A 14803-nucleotide genomic window follows, 5' to 3' on the forward strand; every position below is an offset into this window, starting at 1 on the left:
CTTATCTAAACGTTATCCGTAACGTTACAAAGCTACCAATAACGCAGTCCTTCCCCCAAAGCTCTCTTTCTTTTTAAATTGTAAAGATTCTAACACATTTCATTTAAAAATACAAGACTTTTTCAAAATTTCATCGATAGAAAACTATTCCTACCAAAATATTAATGTTATTAATCCTTTTGACGCTCCCTCTCCATTTTAGAATAAATGCACCCACAGTAATCCTGTCGATACAGATGGTATTGCCTGGATAATTCAATAGATCTTCGGTATCCATTCTTCTTCTTAAAATCAGATGGCAGATGCCTAATACCGTATTCCCTCTCCAGCTTTTCACCAATCTCATTGATCCATCTTGCATTCTTATAAGGACTGATGGACAGAGTGGTCGTAAAATAATCTGCCTTTTGGACTACCGCTTTTTGGGCCGCTTCTCTCAGACGCATCTCATAACAGGCATAACAGCGCTGTCCACCTTCTGGGAGTTCTTCCATTCCCCTGGCCATCTGATAAAACTTCTCTGGTTCATATTTTCCTTCCATAAAGGAGATAGGATATATAGTATCCAGCTGTCCGATCAGGCGCTTTTGCTCCTCTACCCGATTTCGGTATTCTTCCTCCGGTGAAATATTGGGATTATAATAAAAAATAGTGATCTCAAAATATTGAGATAGATATTCCAGCACATAACTGCTGCAGGGAGCACAACAACTGTGCAAAAATAATTTTTGTGGTTTTCCCTCCATGCTGGACAACAAACGGTCCAACTCTTTTTGATAATTACGATTCATCCTTCTGTGATGCCAGTGGAAGTTTCTTCCACACATCTTCCTCCATCTTTGTTTTATAATGCTTTTTATAATCTTCTTTATACTTCTTCTGGAACCATTCTTTCTTCTGCTTTTCCACTTCCTGATTGATTGCTTCTTCCTGCTTCTTCCTGTCATTTTTATGAATCATCTGAACAATCATGTATCCATTATCCGTTTCCATCACACTGCTGCATTCTCCATCCTCCAGCTGATTCACTTCATCCCACAGATTACCAGAAACCTCTGAAGCATTTAATGTCTTCTCTCCTGCATTTCTCAATCCATAATACCTGGCCACTGTGTCCAGCTTCTCTCCAGAAACAACCTTCTTTCTCGCTTCATCTGCTCTTTGTTTCTGTTTTCTATCTTCCGTCTCACTAACTTCTACCAGTTCTCCCTCTTTATTACTCTGAACTGTCGGAAATACCATCTCATAAACTGTCACCATTTTATAATCTGCCAGATCATAATCTGCCTCAAAATCTTCCAGAATCTTATTATACATCTTACTTGCTATCTTCTTCTCTTTATAATATGAAGAGACCTTGTCAAGTGTAATTTCATACGTGATCAGCTCCTTACTATCGAACATTCCAATTTCCTTTTTCGCCTGTTTCCTACATTCCACCCGTTCCTTTTTACTTAGCTTGATTGCCTGATCCTCTGCTTCCTGCACCAAGACCTTCTGGATTTCAATCCGTTCTGCTACATCGTCCTTTACTTCATCTTCATAAGTAACTTTGTTTCCCTTCTCATCCGTCCCTATCTCCGCACTCCACATCTTGCTTCCCCATGCAGATTCAATTTCTTGGCGGCGTTCTAACATATAGATCATGGCCTCCGATACAGTAATCTGACAATCGCCAACCTTCATTACCACAGAATCTGGCGTATAAGACACTTTTTTCTTCTCAGATAGGGTATTGGCCCACAATGCCATTGTTAAAATAACGGTGATTCCCATGAATGCATACTTCTGCCGCATAATTTCCTCCTTGATACTATGACTGTCTTTCCTATCCCAAGAATATACCAACATTCCTGGTAAAGACGGATGTTTATTCGATATTACTATATCATAATTCCTCTGAGAATTGACAAAATTTATAAAGAGTTTATAACATTTTTCTATTTTCATCATACTCTACTACAAAGCTTTTTTATAAGGAGAATCCATGAAAGCTGCACAAAATAATTTAGTAGATACTGGAAAATTACAAATCAGTGTTACCTCAAGTATCGGAGCCGCTCCTATCCCCAATGCTTCCATAGAAATCTCTTATACCGGCGACCCTAATTCCGTCATTGAAAAGGTTGAAACCGATTCGAACGGTCAGACAGAGCTGATCACTTTAGATACTCCTCCTTTGGAATATTCCATGGCTCCTTCTGAAAATCAGCCCTATTCTGAATACACCTTTCAGATTTCTGCACCAGACTTTGAACCTCTGACCATTGCAGGAGCCGAACTGATGTCAGGGGTTACCGCCCTCCAGGATGCCCGCTTATCTCCAATTCTTGCTCAATCCAATCCAGTGGATGTACTTACCATCGGCCCCCACACCTTATTTGGAGATTACCCGCCAAAGATTCCTGAGGAAGAAATCAAACCATTGGAAGAACGAGGCGAAATCGTATTAAGCCGTGTAGTCATTCCTGAGTATGTTATCGTACATGATGGTTCAGTTAATGACTCCACTGCCAGCAATTATTACGTCAAATACAAGGATTATATTAAAAATGTTGCATCCTGTGAAATCTATTCTACCTGGCCAAGGAGTACCATCGAAGCTAACGTACTGGCTATTATGTCCTTTACGCTAAACCGTGTCTATACCGAGTGGTATCGCAACAAAGGATTCGATTTTACGATCACCTCCTCCACTGCTTACGATCACAAATGGATTCATGGCAAGAACAGCTTTGACACCATAAACGAAGTGGTCGATGAAATTTTTGCCAATTACCTATCCAGACCGAATGTAACACAGCCTATTCTGACACAATACTGTGATGGAAAACGAGTAACCTGCAGTGGCTGGATGACTCAGTGGGGCAGCAAATATCTGGGTGATCAGGGATATGCTCCTCTTGAGATCCTACGCTATTATTATGGAAATGATATGTATATCAATACTGCGGAAGAAATCTCCGGAGTTCCTGCATCCTGGCCAGGAAGCGACCTGACCATAGGTTCTACCGGCGATAAAGTCCGTCAAATACAGGAGCAGCTCAATCGAATTGCACAGACCTATCCATCCATCCCAACTATCTCTGCAGATGGCCGCTATGGCGAAGCAACTGCCAATGCCGTCAGCAGATTTCAAAATGTTTTTGGACTTCCTGCTACTGGTGTGGTCGACTATCCGACCTGGTATAAAATCAGTGAAATCTATGTTGCCGTAAGCAGAATTGCAGAATTACGCTAAATGAAAAAAGGCGCATACACCGCAAGAACGCCGGATGGCATTCTTGCATGTTGGTGTTATGCCGCCTTTTTTCATATCATTCTATTTTTTTCTGCGGTAGGTTCGGAAATAGTATTCAATGTCAAAATATGTTTGTTCTTCTCCCTCTTCTACCATCTCCCAATCCTCCATCTCGTCCAGATTTGGAAAATACGTATCCGCATCATAAGCATAATCCAGCTTTGTTACATAAGCGGTATCGCAATAAGGAAGCATCATACGATAGATGCTTTCTCCCCCTACGATAAAGATTTCATCACTTTCATATTCCTCCAGCTCTTCCATCAACTCTTCTTTACTTCCCACTACAATCGCTCCATGCCCATTATAGTCCTTATCCGTAGTCAATACGATATTCGTTCTCTTGGCAAGAGGCATCTTCCCCGGAAAGCTTTCTAATGTCTTTCTTCCCATAACAATCACATGTCCCGTGGTCATCTGTTGAAAAAATTTCATGTCATTGGGAATCCGGACCAAAAGCTGGTTACTCTTTCCAATTCCCCAGTTCTTATCTGCATTTACGATCAACTTCATCTCTTGCTGCCACTCAAAATATAGACAAATATACCCATATCGAGATATTGAAAGTTTTCACAAACTTTTCTTACTGCTTCATCCTGTATGCTTTTGCGATTACAAGTAATACGCTACTCACAAGTTCTTGTACAGTCCACAGTCGTAAATTCCCGACTAAAGCCATCGGTACATGCCTACAAACGCTTGTTTTATGCTATTTTGTAGGATATTGCATCTCTTAAATTAAGGCTTGCATTATAATCTCTATCAGCATGATATCCACACTCACAAATATATTCTCTATCAGAAAGTTTTAAATCTCTCTTAATACAACCACATTCATGACATAGCTTACTTGATGGATACCATCTATCTACAATTCTTAATTCAATTCCCAGTTCTTTGCATTTTGCTTCAAGTTTTGTTCTAAACTCATAGAATTTCTGTGAAGCAACTGCTTTAGACAGATGCTTATTCTTCATCATTCCTTTTACATTCAAATCTTCAATGGTAATATAAGATGGTTTGGTTTTCACTATCTCATTTACACATTTATTGATATAATCGGTACGAATATTGTCTATTCTATGATGAAGTTTCTGTACCTTTAAGACTTGTTTTTGAATATTTTGTCTAGTGGCTTCTCCTTTCATTTTATTGTTGCGTTTTTTTAAGTCTTCGTATTTTCTCGATAGACAACGCTGTTCTCTTTTTAATTGTTTCTCTAATTTTTTTAATTTTGCGGTTTTATTTACATTTTTCTTTATAATACCGTTACTGATAACTGCAAATTCCTTGATGCCTAGATCAATTCCTAATCCAAAATTATTTAATTTTGGTTTTTCTGTATTTGGAATATCAATCAAAACAGATACATAATATCTTCCAGCCTTGCAGGAGACTGTACCACTTTTAATCACATATCCTTGCTTTGTTGTTGGAATGTAACCCTTTTCTTTTAATTTGACCCATCCAAGAGTAGGGATATTAATTCGATGTCTTTCACAGAAACAATCTTTTGGATTATTTTTCACAAAATACATTTTCACATCTGACTTATTCTTTTTTTTAAATCTGGGAAATCTACTTTGCTTTTTAAAAAATCTGGTAAAAGCAGTATACGCATTTTCCATGGATTTTTTAACTGACTTAGAACTCACATCTTTTATCCATAAATATTCTGGATTATTTAGTAGAAATTCATTATTTAGCCATACACTAAAAGATTTTGCTGTCATAAATTTTTCACCTTTGTTATAAAGTTCTTTATTATGGGCAATATAAAAATTATAAATAAATCTACAAGTTCCAATTGTTTTATTTATCTTTTGTATTTGTTCCTGCGTTGGGTTTATTTCCGTTTTGTAACTCTTTCGCAATTTCCTCATCCTCCTTTATCTGATTTTTATACTTGCGAAATCCATACAATCTACAACTGAACACATGTAAGATTGATATAATATCTTCTGTTAGTTGGAATACGATTTGCTTTGAGAATTCCATCTCTGTCCCAACGTTGAAGAGTTTTTACTGACACTCCAAGTAATTCAGCAAAATCTTTTGGTTTATAATTTGTGATATTTGATGTGTTCATAAATAATTCTCCTTTCTTTATAAACACATTGCATCACATATAAACATATTTATCTATATTTTTGATTGCTTAACAATCGCTCCTAAATCGCAATTGGAATATTCTTCACCTGTGGACCTGCCTGATAATTCTCGATCTTAAAATCATCCAATGTGAAATCATAAAAGTTTTTAATATCCGGGTTCATCCAGAAATCAGGTGCCGGATAGGTTGGTCTTTGAATCAATTCCTTGATAATCGGTATATGGCGATCATAAATATGTGCATCGGCGATTACATGCAGCAATTCTCCTGCCTCCATATCACATACTTGTGCAATCATCATAAGCAGTACAGAGTATTGTACTACATTCCAGTTATTTGCTGCTAAAATATCCTGGGAACGTTGATTCAACACTGCATTCAATGTCAACTTATCATGTCCCTGTTTTTGTGTTACATTAAATGTCATGCTATATGCACATGGATAAAGATTCATCTCATGCAAATCCTCATGAACATAAATATTGGTCAGGATTCTCCGGCTATATGGATGATTCTTCAGATCATAAATCACACGATCCACCTGATCCATCATACCTTCTTTATACTGGTGCTTTACGCCTAACTGATATCCATAAGCTTTTCCGATGGAGCCATCTTCATCTGCCCATTCATCCCAGATATTACTCTTTAAATCATGAATATTGTTGGATTTCTTCTGCCAAATCCATAAAATCTCATCAATAGCAGACTTTACATACGTCTTTCGCAACGTAAGTGCCGGAAATTCCTTGCTTAAATCATAGCGATTGACCACTCCAAATTGCTTGATCGTATAGGCATACTGTCCATCCGGCCATTTGGGACGAACCTTTTCTCCTTCCGTACTATACCCATTTTGGATAATATTGTTACACATCTGAATAAATAATGTATCTGCGTAGCTCATCTTTGTCCTCACTTATTTTCTTTTTCTAAATCATGCAACATGGTAAGCCGGTACTTCGTCCGATTGATCATAGAATCAAAGGCTCCTCTTTTATACAGATTCGTAAAGAAGATACCAAATACCAATGCCAGAATCAGCCCTCCAATGCCCTTTAATTTCAATCCTGCATACATAAGAATCAAAGTCATCAAGGAATTCATCTCCATCTGATCCCCAATCATCTTCGGCTGCAATACCTGCTTTAATACAAGACAGATCACATACAAGATCAAAAAACCAATGCCTGCTTTTACCTGACCTGTAATCATCATATAAATTGCCCATGGAATCAATGCCGTTCCTGTTCCCAAAAATGGCAATACATCCAACAATGAAATCAAAACCGCAAATAAAACTCCGTAATTGATTCCCAAAACGAGAAAACCGATCCATAGAATAATGGCAATGACCACCATAAGCTTCATCTGCACCAGACAATAGCTTCCCAGAACTCCCAGGGTATTCTGACAAAAGATGTCAACCTTCTCCTTAATAAATTCCGGCATGATCTTCCGATAGTTTTTTATAATCTCTTCCCGCTCACAAATTAACAAATAGGCGGAAATCAACATAACGATGGTTCCAATCAATCCATTGGTCACTCCTTTTGCAAAGGAACCAGCATGTTCCATGCCATAAGCACCAATATTACTCACAACAGAAGAAATAGCTGAATTTGCAGATACAACCACTTTGTGAATGCCTTCCTGCAAAAATGGCAGAGATGCTATATGCCATCTGGAAATTCGCTCTCCAAAACTTCCCAGTTGCTCCATCATTTTATGATAGATATTAGGAAGATCCGCTGCCCATTCCAATGCCTGATTACCTATAACAGAAACCAACAATACAATAACACCAGCCACCGCACAAATAGAAAGAATCAAAATCATAGCAGATCCCCACTTACGTGAGACCTTTAACTTCTTTTCCAGAAAACTGCACAGAGGCCCAGCCAGCATAGCCACGATCCAGCTGACCACAAAAGGCCAGAAAAATCCCAGAAGCTTAGGAATACCATAAATCAACAGTACGAGCGCAAAGATTCCAAATACAAATTCAAATACAAGTTCCAAATAAATTTCCCATCGTTTCATCTTCATCATCTACTTTCTCTTTCTATGCCAAAGAGAACTTCTATCCTCTCTTATGATTCCAGCAGACGCACCTCTTCTTTCTTCCAATCATAATACAAAACCTGATCCGACAGCCGCTCCCTCTCAGAGACTACAGTCCGGTTGGCTTCCCAGACCATATCCTTCAGATTACGAGAATCCTCAACCTCAGACTTGGCAATCAGAAGAACTTCATGTATGCTGGATGGAAGAATATAGAAATCCTGTCCTACTTCCTGTGCGAATGCCTCCAAAGCACCCGGATAGAAAATGGTTGCGGCACCATTAATTCCTATGGCATTAGTCAGTACATATAACGGAAGATCCGGACCTCCAAGATCCACCCACTGTCTGATTGCCTCTAAAATCTTACATCTTTTTACCGGAAATAATCTTGGCGTATTCCACAGGGCTGTCCGAATCATCTCCACCTCGTCCACTTCCCAGTATTCCAAATGATCGTTTTGGATCAAAGCTGAGGAAATTCCCCTTTCATCCTGATGAAACAACCATCGAAAAGTAATCGCCATGTCAAATAACCGGACATGGGGACATCGCCTTAGCAATTCTTCATTCTGCAGAGCAGAAATCACCCGATAAAAGATTCTCGGTCGAATCCTTCCATAGGAAAAGACTCCCTCTTCCTGATTTCCATCTGATTCCATCGATACATCCACATTGTCATTGACATATTTTTTAAATTCTTCATACTTCATTGAACATGTCCTCCTATTCTTCATAGGATTACATAGAACAAAGCCGTATCCCCCTAAGACTCTAAACACTTTCTCCGTGTAAATCCTGAAATGACTCAGTCATTTTTACATAGTCTACAGAAAAATAACGCATATTTCAAGAGGGTTGTAAATTTTTTACATTTTTTAAGAATTATTTTATTATTTTGTTAAAAAATCTTTTACGAATTTTAGAAAGCTTTCCATCTCTTCTCTCGTTCCAATGGTAATTCGAAGATAATGATTGATTCTAGGCTTATCAAAATATCTTACAAAGATATCTTCTTTCTTTGCAGCTTCAAATATATCCTTCGCCTCAGCTGTCTCATGAGTAACAAACAAGAAGTTGGACTTTGAATCTGCAAAAGAGAATCCCAGATTTCTCATCTCCTCCTTAAACCATTCCCGTGTATCTATAATTTTCTTTATCGTTTCCTGAAAATATTCCTCATCCTCCAGTACTGCTGCTCCTATGGCGATTGCCGGCTGATTCATGGTATAAGAATTAAAAGAATATTTTACGTCATTGATTGCCTTGATCAATTCCTTATTTCCCATAGCATAACCAATTCGAAGTCCTGCCAGTGAACGAGATTTTGAATAGGTCTGTACGACCAGAAGATTTTCATATTTTTCTAACAACGGTTTTGCAGATATTCCGCCAAAATCAATATAGGCTTCATCTACAATTACGATTACATCCTGATTTGCCTGAACGATGTCTTCTATAAAATCCAAATCTACCAAAACTCCTGTCGGTGCATTTGGATTTGGGAATATAATCCCGCCATTTGGTTCCATATAATCTTCTTTTCGAAGATAAAAGTTCTCATCCAATGCCTTTGTCTCATATGGAATCTTGAACAGATCCGCCCAGACATCATAAAAAGAATACGTAATATCCGGGAAAAAGACTGGCTTTTCTGAATTGAAAAATGTCATAAATGCCATAGCAAGCACGTCATCAGATCCAACTCCTACAAACACCTGATCATCCGATAATCCATGATATTCTGCCAGCGCATGAACCAGCTTACCGGCTGCAGGATCTGGATATAATCTCCATCCTTCTACTTTTCCCATCATTTCCTGCACTTTTTTTGATGGTGGATATGGATTTTCATTGGTGTTTAACTTGATCAGATTTGTTCTTTTTGGCTGTTCTCCCGGTGTATACGGAACTACCTTTCGAATATTATCTCTCCAGTTTCCCATTTTACTTTTCTCCTTTGTATTCATCAATTAGTTTTTTAAATAATGGCAATGCCCGTTTGATTCGTTCTGGCTCTACACAGTAGCTGATGCGCACATGTCCTGGACATCCAAAGCTGTCACTCGGTACCAGTAACAGATCATATTTTTTCGCTCTTTCACAAAAAGCATTTGCATCTTCTTCCAATGCTTTTGGAAATAAATAAAAGGCTCCTCCTGGTTCCACACATTCATATCCCATATCTACCAGTGCCTGATAGAACAGTTTCTTATTCTCTGCATATACAGATAGATCAGCTGTATCATCCACACATCTTGCCACGACCTTCTGAAACATGGATGGTACGCATACATAGGATAATAATCTGGCTGACTGAACCAGCGCCCCCAGCATCACATCTGCATCTGCAATGCGATTGGAAAATGCAATGTATCCAATTCTTTCTCCCGGAAGTGATAGAGATTTGGAATAAGAATAGCATACCAAAGTATTATCATAATAATGTGGAACATAGGAAACTTCAAAACCATCGTATACGATTTCTCGATATGGTTCATCGGAAACAATATAGATTGGATGACCATATTCCTTTTGCTTCTCTTCCAGCAGCGCAGCCAACCTCTGAATGGTTTCCTTTGAATATACCGCTCCAGAAGGATTGTTTGGGGAATTAATCAACACTGCCTTCGTATTACTGGTCAACTTTTCTTCCAATACTTCAAAGTTGATCTGAAAAGAAGTTACGTCTGCCGGAATCACCTCAAGATGAACTCCTGCTGAAATCGCATATGCCTGATATTCTGGAAAATATGGTGCAAATGTGATAATCTGATCCTCCGCTCCATTGGTCAACACTTTAAATAAGATACCAAGGGATGCAGCTGCTCCATTGGTCATAAAAATATTATTGGCGGTATAATCCATCTCATATTTGCGATTTAAAGAATTGGCAATAGTTTCTCTGACAGATGGGATTCCTGCATTCGGTGCATATCCATGACGCTCTACCGGATTTTGTTCTTTCATGATACCATAAATCGCCTGATCCACAGATTCTGGTGCCGGAACACTTGGATTTCCGATACTAAAATCGAAAACATTTTCCGGACCTACCACTTTTGCTCTTTCCATTCCATATTCGAAAATTTCACGAATAATTGATTTTTGTTTCGTCATTGCAAGTACTTTCTCTGATAGCATATTTTTCCTCCCTAAAATGAAATGCTAAATTTTATTACATAACAAATTCGAGGAATTTCTTAATGTAATAAAAAGCAGCTATGATTCCATGGAATCATAGCTGTTTCGCATTGTGATCTATTAGCCGATTACATGGCTCATGTTGTAAAGCCCTGCCGGTTTTCCTGCCAGGAACATGGCTGCACTGACAGCACCCTTTCCAAAGATTGCTTTGGAATAAGCAGTATGCTTAAATTCGATTACCTCGTCCTGTCCCGCAAAAATAACTTCGTGTTCACCTACGATGGTTCCACCACGAACAGCAGAAATTCCGATTTCTTTTACCGGACGCTGCTCTCTTCTTTCACTTCTATCATATACGTATTCATATTCATGATTCAAAGCATCGTTGATTGCATCAGCCAATGCAATTGCTGTGCCAGATGGAGCATCTAATTTCTTTCTATGATGCTTTTCTACGATATCAATATCAAATCCTGCTTCTGCTAATACCCTGGTTGCTGCATTTACTAATTTTAATAATGTATTGACACCCAGTGACATGTTAGCTGAACGCAATACTGCTACTTTCTTGCTGGATTCTTCCAACTTTGCCAATTGTTCATCGGATAATCCTGTCGTACATACTACAACAGGAATCTGTTTTTCCACAGCATAATCCAGCAAAGCATCTACTGCTGGTGCTGCCGAAAAATCAATGATAGCATCTGCTTCTACATCGCATTCTTTTATATCTGTAAAGACAGGATAGTCGTTCTTTCCTTCATCTACACGGTCAATTCCGGCAACCATGACAGCGCCTTCTGTCTCTTCGACGATCTTGCTGATCACCTGTCCCATGGCTCCGTTGCAGCCATGCATGATTAATTTTATCATCTTTTGTACCTCTTATAAAATATTTAATTTTTTCATGATCTGAATCATCTTTTCCGCATGTGCAGGCTCCATCTCTGTCAATGGTCCTCTGACAGTACCTGTACAATATCCTAATTCTGCCATTGCTTTCTTTACAGGAATTGGATTTACTTCACAGAACAATGCATCAATCAATTCAATATACTTTAACTGAAGTTCACGGCTTTTCTTCACATCGCCAGCCAGATAGCTTGCAACGATCTCATGTGTTTCTGTTGGTACAACATTGGATAATACAGAGATAACGCCCTTACCGCCTAAAGATAAAATTGGAACGATCTGGTCATCATTGCCTGAATAAAGGTCAATATCTCCCTGTGTAAGGCTCATCAGCTTTGCAACTTGGGAAATATTACCGCTTGCTTCCTTAATTCCAACAATCGTATCTACTTCTTTTACTAATTTTGCTGCTGTCTCCGGCTGAATGTTACATCCGGTTCTTCCTGGAACATTATACATGATGATCGGAGCATCAGATGCCTTTGCGATATCTGTATAATACTGAACCAGTCCACCCTGAGTCGCTTTATTATAATAAGGTGTTACCACTAATAATCCATCAACGCCAATCTGAGCTGACTTCTCTGCCAGATATACAGCCTCTCTTGTACAATTAGATCCTGCTCCTGCAATCACAGGTACTCGCTTATTTACATGATCCACACAAGCCTTTACTACCTCTAACTGCTCTTCATGAGACATCGTAGATGCTTCTCCTGTAGTACCACAGATGATAATACTGTCTGTCCCCTTCTCAATCTGGTAATCAATTACCTTTTCGAGCTGATCATAATCTACAGATTCATCTGTACAAAATGGTGTAATCAATGCTACACCTGCTCCTTCAAAAATTGCCATAGTCCAACAACCTCCTTATATGCTATTCCTTCGTATGCTAATACTGCTTTTCTTTCTCCGTGCTGATACAATAAATATTATCTACCCACGGCTCCAGTTCTTTTGGCATCTTACGCCCTGTGAAGATGATCTGCATATCATCATGCTTCTTTTGAACAAATGAGATCAATTCTTCCACATCAATCAACCCCAATTCAACCAGACCCAAAGCTTCATCCAAAACAAGTAAATCACACTGGCATGCATCGATTACTTTTTTTGTATAATTTACTGTATTGCGGATATTGTTGTACGTTTCCTCTTTCTCCGCTTCGGTTAATTCATTATAACACTTTGTTTGTTTTTCAAATGTGAAAAATTTAATTTCTGGTTCCAGTCTCTTCAGGTACTCAAGCTGAGCAGAATCCTTTCCTTTCAAAAACCGGACGATGATCGCCTGTTTTCCCGCACTTGCTGCACGGGTGCAAATACCAAGCGCTGCCGCTGTCTTTCCTCTTCCTGAGCCACAAAAGACTTCTACTTGTCCTTCCATAATTTCACCTCAACGTGTACTAAATAAACATATTATCGACTTATTGTATCACAATTAATTTAAAAATCCAACTATTCTTCTCTAATTTCTAATTTATTGACCGAAATTTCATAAGCAGTTCTGGAAATAATCTGGTTCTCTCCTACCTTTTTTTGATACTTTCTGCTCTGGATCCTTCCAAGCACCTGTATGTGAGAGCCAATTTCCAGATTGCCTGCAAATCTGGCATTACGTCCCCAACATATGCACGGAATATAATCAGATTTTCCATACGCACGATTTACCGCCAATAAAATATCGCAGATTTCTCGCCCCAAAGGTGTCATTCGATAGACCGGCTCCTTGCAGATATATCCATCCAGCATAATATAATTCGGCTTTCTGTTTTCATAGCTGTCAATCCATTCCAACTCTCTCACGAACAATGATAAAATTAGATGATTTTTTTCACTTTCATGTTTATTATAAGATCGAAATTGTCCCTTTGCTTCTAATTTACGACCTATGTAATTCTTTGTTACATCTACTAAACGTTCAGAGACCAACAGCGGAATCTCATCAGTAGCATCACTTAAACGACGCACCTGAATTTTTAATGTATAAAATCCCTCTCCAAAAATTTCATGGCTGAATTGAAATTCCGTTATTACCTCTCCTGCTACAATTGCCTGATTTGTCATCTCTATTTCTCCCTTCTTGTATAAAGCTGTCATACATCCTCTGTCATCTTCCACTGTGATGTACGATATAATGTATGAATAGACGGGAGATTTTAGACGTTCTATTTTTGTCTAGTTTCTGCCTTTTTTCTTCGAATTATGCAGCTTAGGCCCAAGGGCTCTTATCGATATATACTTTTATAACAATATACGCAGCTTTGGATAAGCCATAAAACAGTTACCACAATGGATGCAAAGAAATCCATTCCACAAAACATATGTGCCAGGTAAGTAACCAGCCATGCTCCCACATAGGCAACACTCATAACCCGATAGGAAGACCATGCAGCATGATAAATATCCATCTTCTCTGCCTCATCACAGCTTTCCATCCATTTGTCCAGAAATTTCCTGTCATAAACACTTCCATGCTTCTCAGGATTCATAACTTTTGTCAGATCCACCGTCTTCTGTTGAAAGATTACGACCAACACAACGTTTAAGATAAAAACCACCAGCAACGGTATATCTAGTTCCGTCTTTCCAATTCCCATTCCGAAGAAAAAGAAATTAAGAATGGTATTGATGGATTCTCCCCACATGGCATACCCAAGCTTCTTATCAATCTGTTCTGCTATCTTCTCTTCCTCTCCATCCCATTGTTGATAAAGAGACACACTCTGACGATAGAAAATGAAGGTAGCCAGATGAAAGATACCTGCCGTTACCAACAGTGCAATGAAAGCGATTTCCGGGAGCATGCCCTCCAGCCAATAGCAAACATCCATGATCCGTTCTTCCATTACAAATCCAAATCCTCCAAGAAATCCTCCAAATACACCTCCAGCAAGAATGATCAGGATAAACTTCTTCAATGCTTTTCTATTCTCTCTCTTATTCTCTTCTCTCTTATTTGTCATTGTCCTCTTCCTCCTCATACCAGAAAATATCTTCTACACTGACTTCAAACACCTTTGCAATCTTTAATGCCAGAACCACGGATGGAGAATAATCCCCCCGCTCAATCTGGCTGATGGTCTGTCTGGACACTCCTGCCAGCTTTCCCATCTGCTGCTGATTCACACCAATTCTTGCTCTGTATTCTTTCAAACGATTATGCAACGGCATCAAACCACCTCCACTTCTATTTGAAAACTTTTCTTGTCATAATGACAACTTTTCTTGTCATTTTAAGTGTATCATTGACAAGTATTCTT

Annotated in this window: 17 protein-coding genes; 1 reads left to right on the forward strand and 16 read right to left on the reverse strand. The window is 38.7% G+C overall.

The window, feature by feature from the left end; genetic code table 11:
• Positions 1 to 170: 170 nt before the first annotated feature.
• The gene (locus tag BHF69_RS06915) at positions 171 to 791 is read right to left on the reverse strand and encodes an epoxyqueuosine reductase QueH (protein ID WP_075670310.1); all 621 of its coding nucleotides are present in this window, start codon (positions 789 to 791) and stop codon (positions 171 to 173) included.
• A complete protein-coding gene (locus tag BHF69_RS06920) occupies positions 781 to 1797 on the reverse strand; it encodes a peptidylprolyl isomerase (RefSeq protein WP_075670311.1) in 1017 nt (338 codons plus the stop codon). The genes BHF69_RS06915 and BHF69_RS06920 overlap by 11 nt, the downstream gene beginning before the upstream one ends.
• A 190-nt stretch (positions 1798 to 1987) precedes the next feature.
• Here BHF69_RS06920 and BHF69_RS06925 point away from each other — a divergent pair, with 190 nt between their 5' ends.
• Positions 1988 to 3241, forward strand: coding sequence for a peptidoglycan-binding protein (locus BHF69_RS06925; protein ID WP_075670312.1), 1254 nt, complete (start codon positions 1988 to 1990; stop codon positions 3239 to 3241).
• Between the two features lie 81 nt (positions 3242 to 3322).
• Here the strand turns inward: BHF69_RS06925 and BHF69_RS06930 are convergent, their stop codons facing one another.
• From BHF69_RS06930 to BHF69_RS06995, 14 genes are all read right to left on the reverse strand, one after another.
• Entirely contained in the window at positions 3323 to 3814 is a 492-nt protein-coding gene (locus tag BHF69_RS06930; RefSeq protein ID WP_075670313.1) for a dihydrofolate reductase, read from the reverse strand.
• 191 nt (positions 3815 to 4005) lie between these two features.
• Positions 4006 to 5184: an RNA-guided endonuclease InsQ/TnpB family protein gene (locus tag BHF69_RS06935; RefSeq protein ID WP_075670314.1), complete on the reverse strand. Its 1179-nt coding sequence runs from the start codon at positions 5182 to 5184 to the stop codon at positions 4006 to 4008.
• Between the two features lie 41 nt (positions 5185 to 5225).
• Positions 5226 to 5375: a MerR family DNA-binding transcriptional regulator gene (locus tag BHF69_RS14835; RefSeq protein WP_442855855.1), complete on the reverse strand. Its 150-nt coding sequence runs from the start codon at positions 5373 to 5375 to the stop codon at positions 5226 to 5228.
• Positions 5376 to 5472: 97 nt separating this feature from the next.
• Entirely contained in the window at positions 5473 to 6321 is an 849-nt protein-coding gene (gene thyA, locus BHF69_RS06945) for a thymidylate synthase (RefSeq protein WP_075670315.1), read from the reverse strand.
• An 8-nt stretch (positions 6322 to 6329) separates the two neighbouring features.
• On the reverse strand, positions 6330 to 7466 hold the full coding sequence (gene ytvI, locus BHF69_RS06950) for a sporulation integral membrane protein YtvI (protein ID WP_083651150.1): 1137 nt from the start codon (positions 7464 to 7466) through the stop codon (positions 6330 to 6332).
• 41 nt (positions 7467 to 7507) lie between these two features.
• Positions 7508 to 8191 carry a DUF5688 family protein gene (locus tag BHF69_RS06955; RefSeq protein WP_075670316.1) on the reverse strand — a complete coding sequence of 228 codons (684 nt, stop codon included), beginning with the start codon at positions 8189 to 8191 and terminating at the stop codon, positions 7508 to 7510.
• A gap of 180 nt (positions 8192 to 8371) precedes the next feature.
• Complete coding sequence (hisC, locus tag BHF69_RS06960) at positions 8372 to 9424, reverse strand: histidinol-phosphate transaminase (protein ID WP_075670317.1); 1053 nt, start codon at positions 9422 to 9424, stop codon at positions 8372 to 8374.
• Position 9425: 1 nt separating this feature from the next.
• A complete protein-coding gene (locus tag BHF69_RS06965) occupies positions 9426 to 10622 on the reverse strand; it encodes a pyridoxal phosphate-dependent aminotransferase (RefSeq protein WP_075670318.1) in 1197 nt (398 codons plus the stop codon).
• A gap of 120 nt (positions 10623 to 10742) precedes the next feature.
• Complete coding sequence (gene dapB, locus BHF69_RS06970; RefSeq protein ID WP_075670319.1) at positions 10743 to 11498, reverse strand: 4-hydroxy-tetrahydrodipicolinate reductase; 756 nt, start codon at positions 11496 to 11498, stop codon at positions 10743 to 10745.
• Between the two features lie 12 nt (positions 11499 to 11510).
• Positions 11511 to 12395, reverse strand: a complete 885-nt coding sequence (dapA, locus tag BHF69_RS06975) for a 4-hydroxy-tetrahydrodipicolinate synthase (RefSeq protein WP_075670320.1) — start codon at positions 12393 to 12395, stop codon at positions 11511 to 11513.
• Between the two features lie 37 nt (positions 12396 to 12432).
• Entirely contained in the window at positions 12433 to 12927 is a 495-nt protein-coding gene (locus tag BHF69_RS06980; protein ID WP_075670321.1) for a cob(I)yrinic acid a,c-diamide adenosyltransferase, read from the reverse strand.
• A gap of 71 nt (positions 12928 to 12998) precedes the next feature.
• On the reverse strand, positions 12999 to 13607 hold the full coding sequence (locus BHF69_RS06985) for a single-stranded DNA-binding protein (RefSeq protein WP_083651283.1): 609 nt from the start codon (positions 13605 to 13607) through the stop codon (positions 12999 to 13001).
• A 161-nt stretch (positions 13608 to 13768) separates the two neighbouring features.
• Positions 13769 to 14506 carry a DUF3169 family protein gene (locus tag BHF69_RS06990; protein WP_075670323.1) on the reverse strand — a complete coding sequence of 246 codons (738 nt, stop codon included), beginning with the start codon at positions 14504 to 14506 and terminating at the stop codon, positions 13769 to 13771.
• On the reverse strand, positions 14496 to 14714 hold the full coding sequence (locus BHF69_RS06995) for a helix-turn-helix transcriptional regulator (protein WP_075670324.1): 219 nt from the start codon (positions 14712 to 14714) through the stop codon (positions 14496 to 14498). The genes BHF69_RS06990 and BHF69_RS06995 overlap by 11 nt, the downstream gene beginning before the upstream one ends.
• Between the last annotated feature and the right edge of the window lie 89 nt (positions 14715 to 14803).

The sequence above is a fragment of the Anaerostipes sp. 992a genome, assembly GCF_001940245.1.
GTDB lineage: Bacteria > Bacillota > Clostridia > Lachnospirales > Lachnospiraceae > Fimousia.

Coding starts and splice junctions, on each gene's coding strand:
- BHF69_RS06990 (WP_075670323.1), bottom strand. CDS start 14,506: ATGACAAATAAGAGAGAAGAGAATAAGAGAGAGAATAGAAAAGCATTG.
- BHF69_RS06955 (WP_075670316.1), bottom strand. CDS start 8,191: ATGAAGTATGAAGAATTTAAAAAATATGTCAATGACAATGTGGATGTA.
- ytvI (WP_083651150.1), bottom strand. CDS start 7,466: ATGATGAAGATGAAACGATGGGAAATTTATTTGGAACTTGTATTTGAA.
- BHF69_RS06995 (WP_075670324.1), bottom strand. CDS start 14,714: ATGCCGTTGCATAATCGTTTGAAAGAATACAGAGCAAGAATTGGTGTG.
- BHF69_RS06920 (WP_075670311.1), bottom strand. CDS start 1,797: ATGCGGCAGAAGTATGCATTCATGGGAATCACCGTTATTTTAACAATG.
- dapB (WP_075670319.1), bottom strand. CDS start 11,498: ATGATAAAATTAATCATGCATGGCTGCAACGGAGCCATGGGACAGGTG.
- BHF69_RS06985 (WP_083651283.1), bottom strand. CDS start 13,607: ATGACAAATCAGGCAATTGTAGCAGGAGAGGTAATAACGGAATTTCAA.
- BHF69_RS06925 (WP_075670312.1), top strand. CDS start 1,988: ATGAAAGCTGCACAAAATAATTTAGTAGATACTGGAAAATTACAAATC.
- thyA (WP_075670315.1), bottom strand. CDS start 6,321: ATGAGCTACGCAGATACATTATTTATTCAGATGTGTAACAATATTATC.
- BHF69_RS06980 (WP_075670321.1), bottom strand. CDS start 12,927: ATGGAAGGACAAGTAGAAGTCTTTTGTGGCTCAGGAAGAGGAAAGACA.
- BHF69_RS06965 (WP_075670318.1), bottom strand. CDS start 10,622: ATGCTATCAGAGAAAGTACTTGCAATGACGAAACAAAAATCAATTATT.
- dapA (WP_075670320.1), bottom strand. CDS start 12,395: ATGGCAATTTTTGAAGGAGCAGGTGTAGCATTGATTACACCATTTTGT.
- BHF69_RS06935 (WP_075670314.1), bottom strand. CDS start 5,184: ATGAGGAAATTGCGAAAGAGTTACAAAACGGAAATAAACCCAACGCAG.
- BHF69_RS06930 (WP_075670313.1), bottom strand. CDS start 3,814: ATGAAGTTGATCGTAAATGCAGATAAGAACTGGGGAATTGGAAAGAGT.
- BHF69_RS06915 (WP_075670310.1), bottom strand. CDS start 791: ATGAATCGTAATTATCAAAAAGAGTTGGACCGTTTGTTGTCCAGCATG.
- hisC (WP_075670317.1), bottom strand. CDS start 9,424: ATGGGAAACTGGAGAGATAATATTCGAAAGGTAGTTCCGTATACACCG.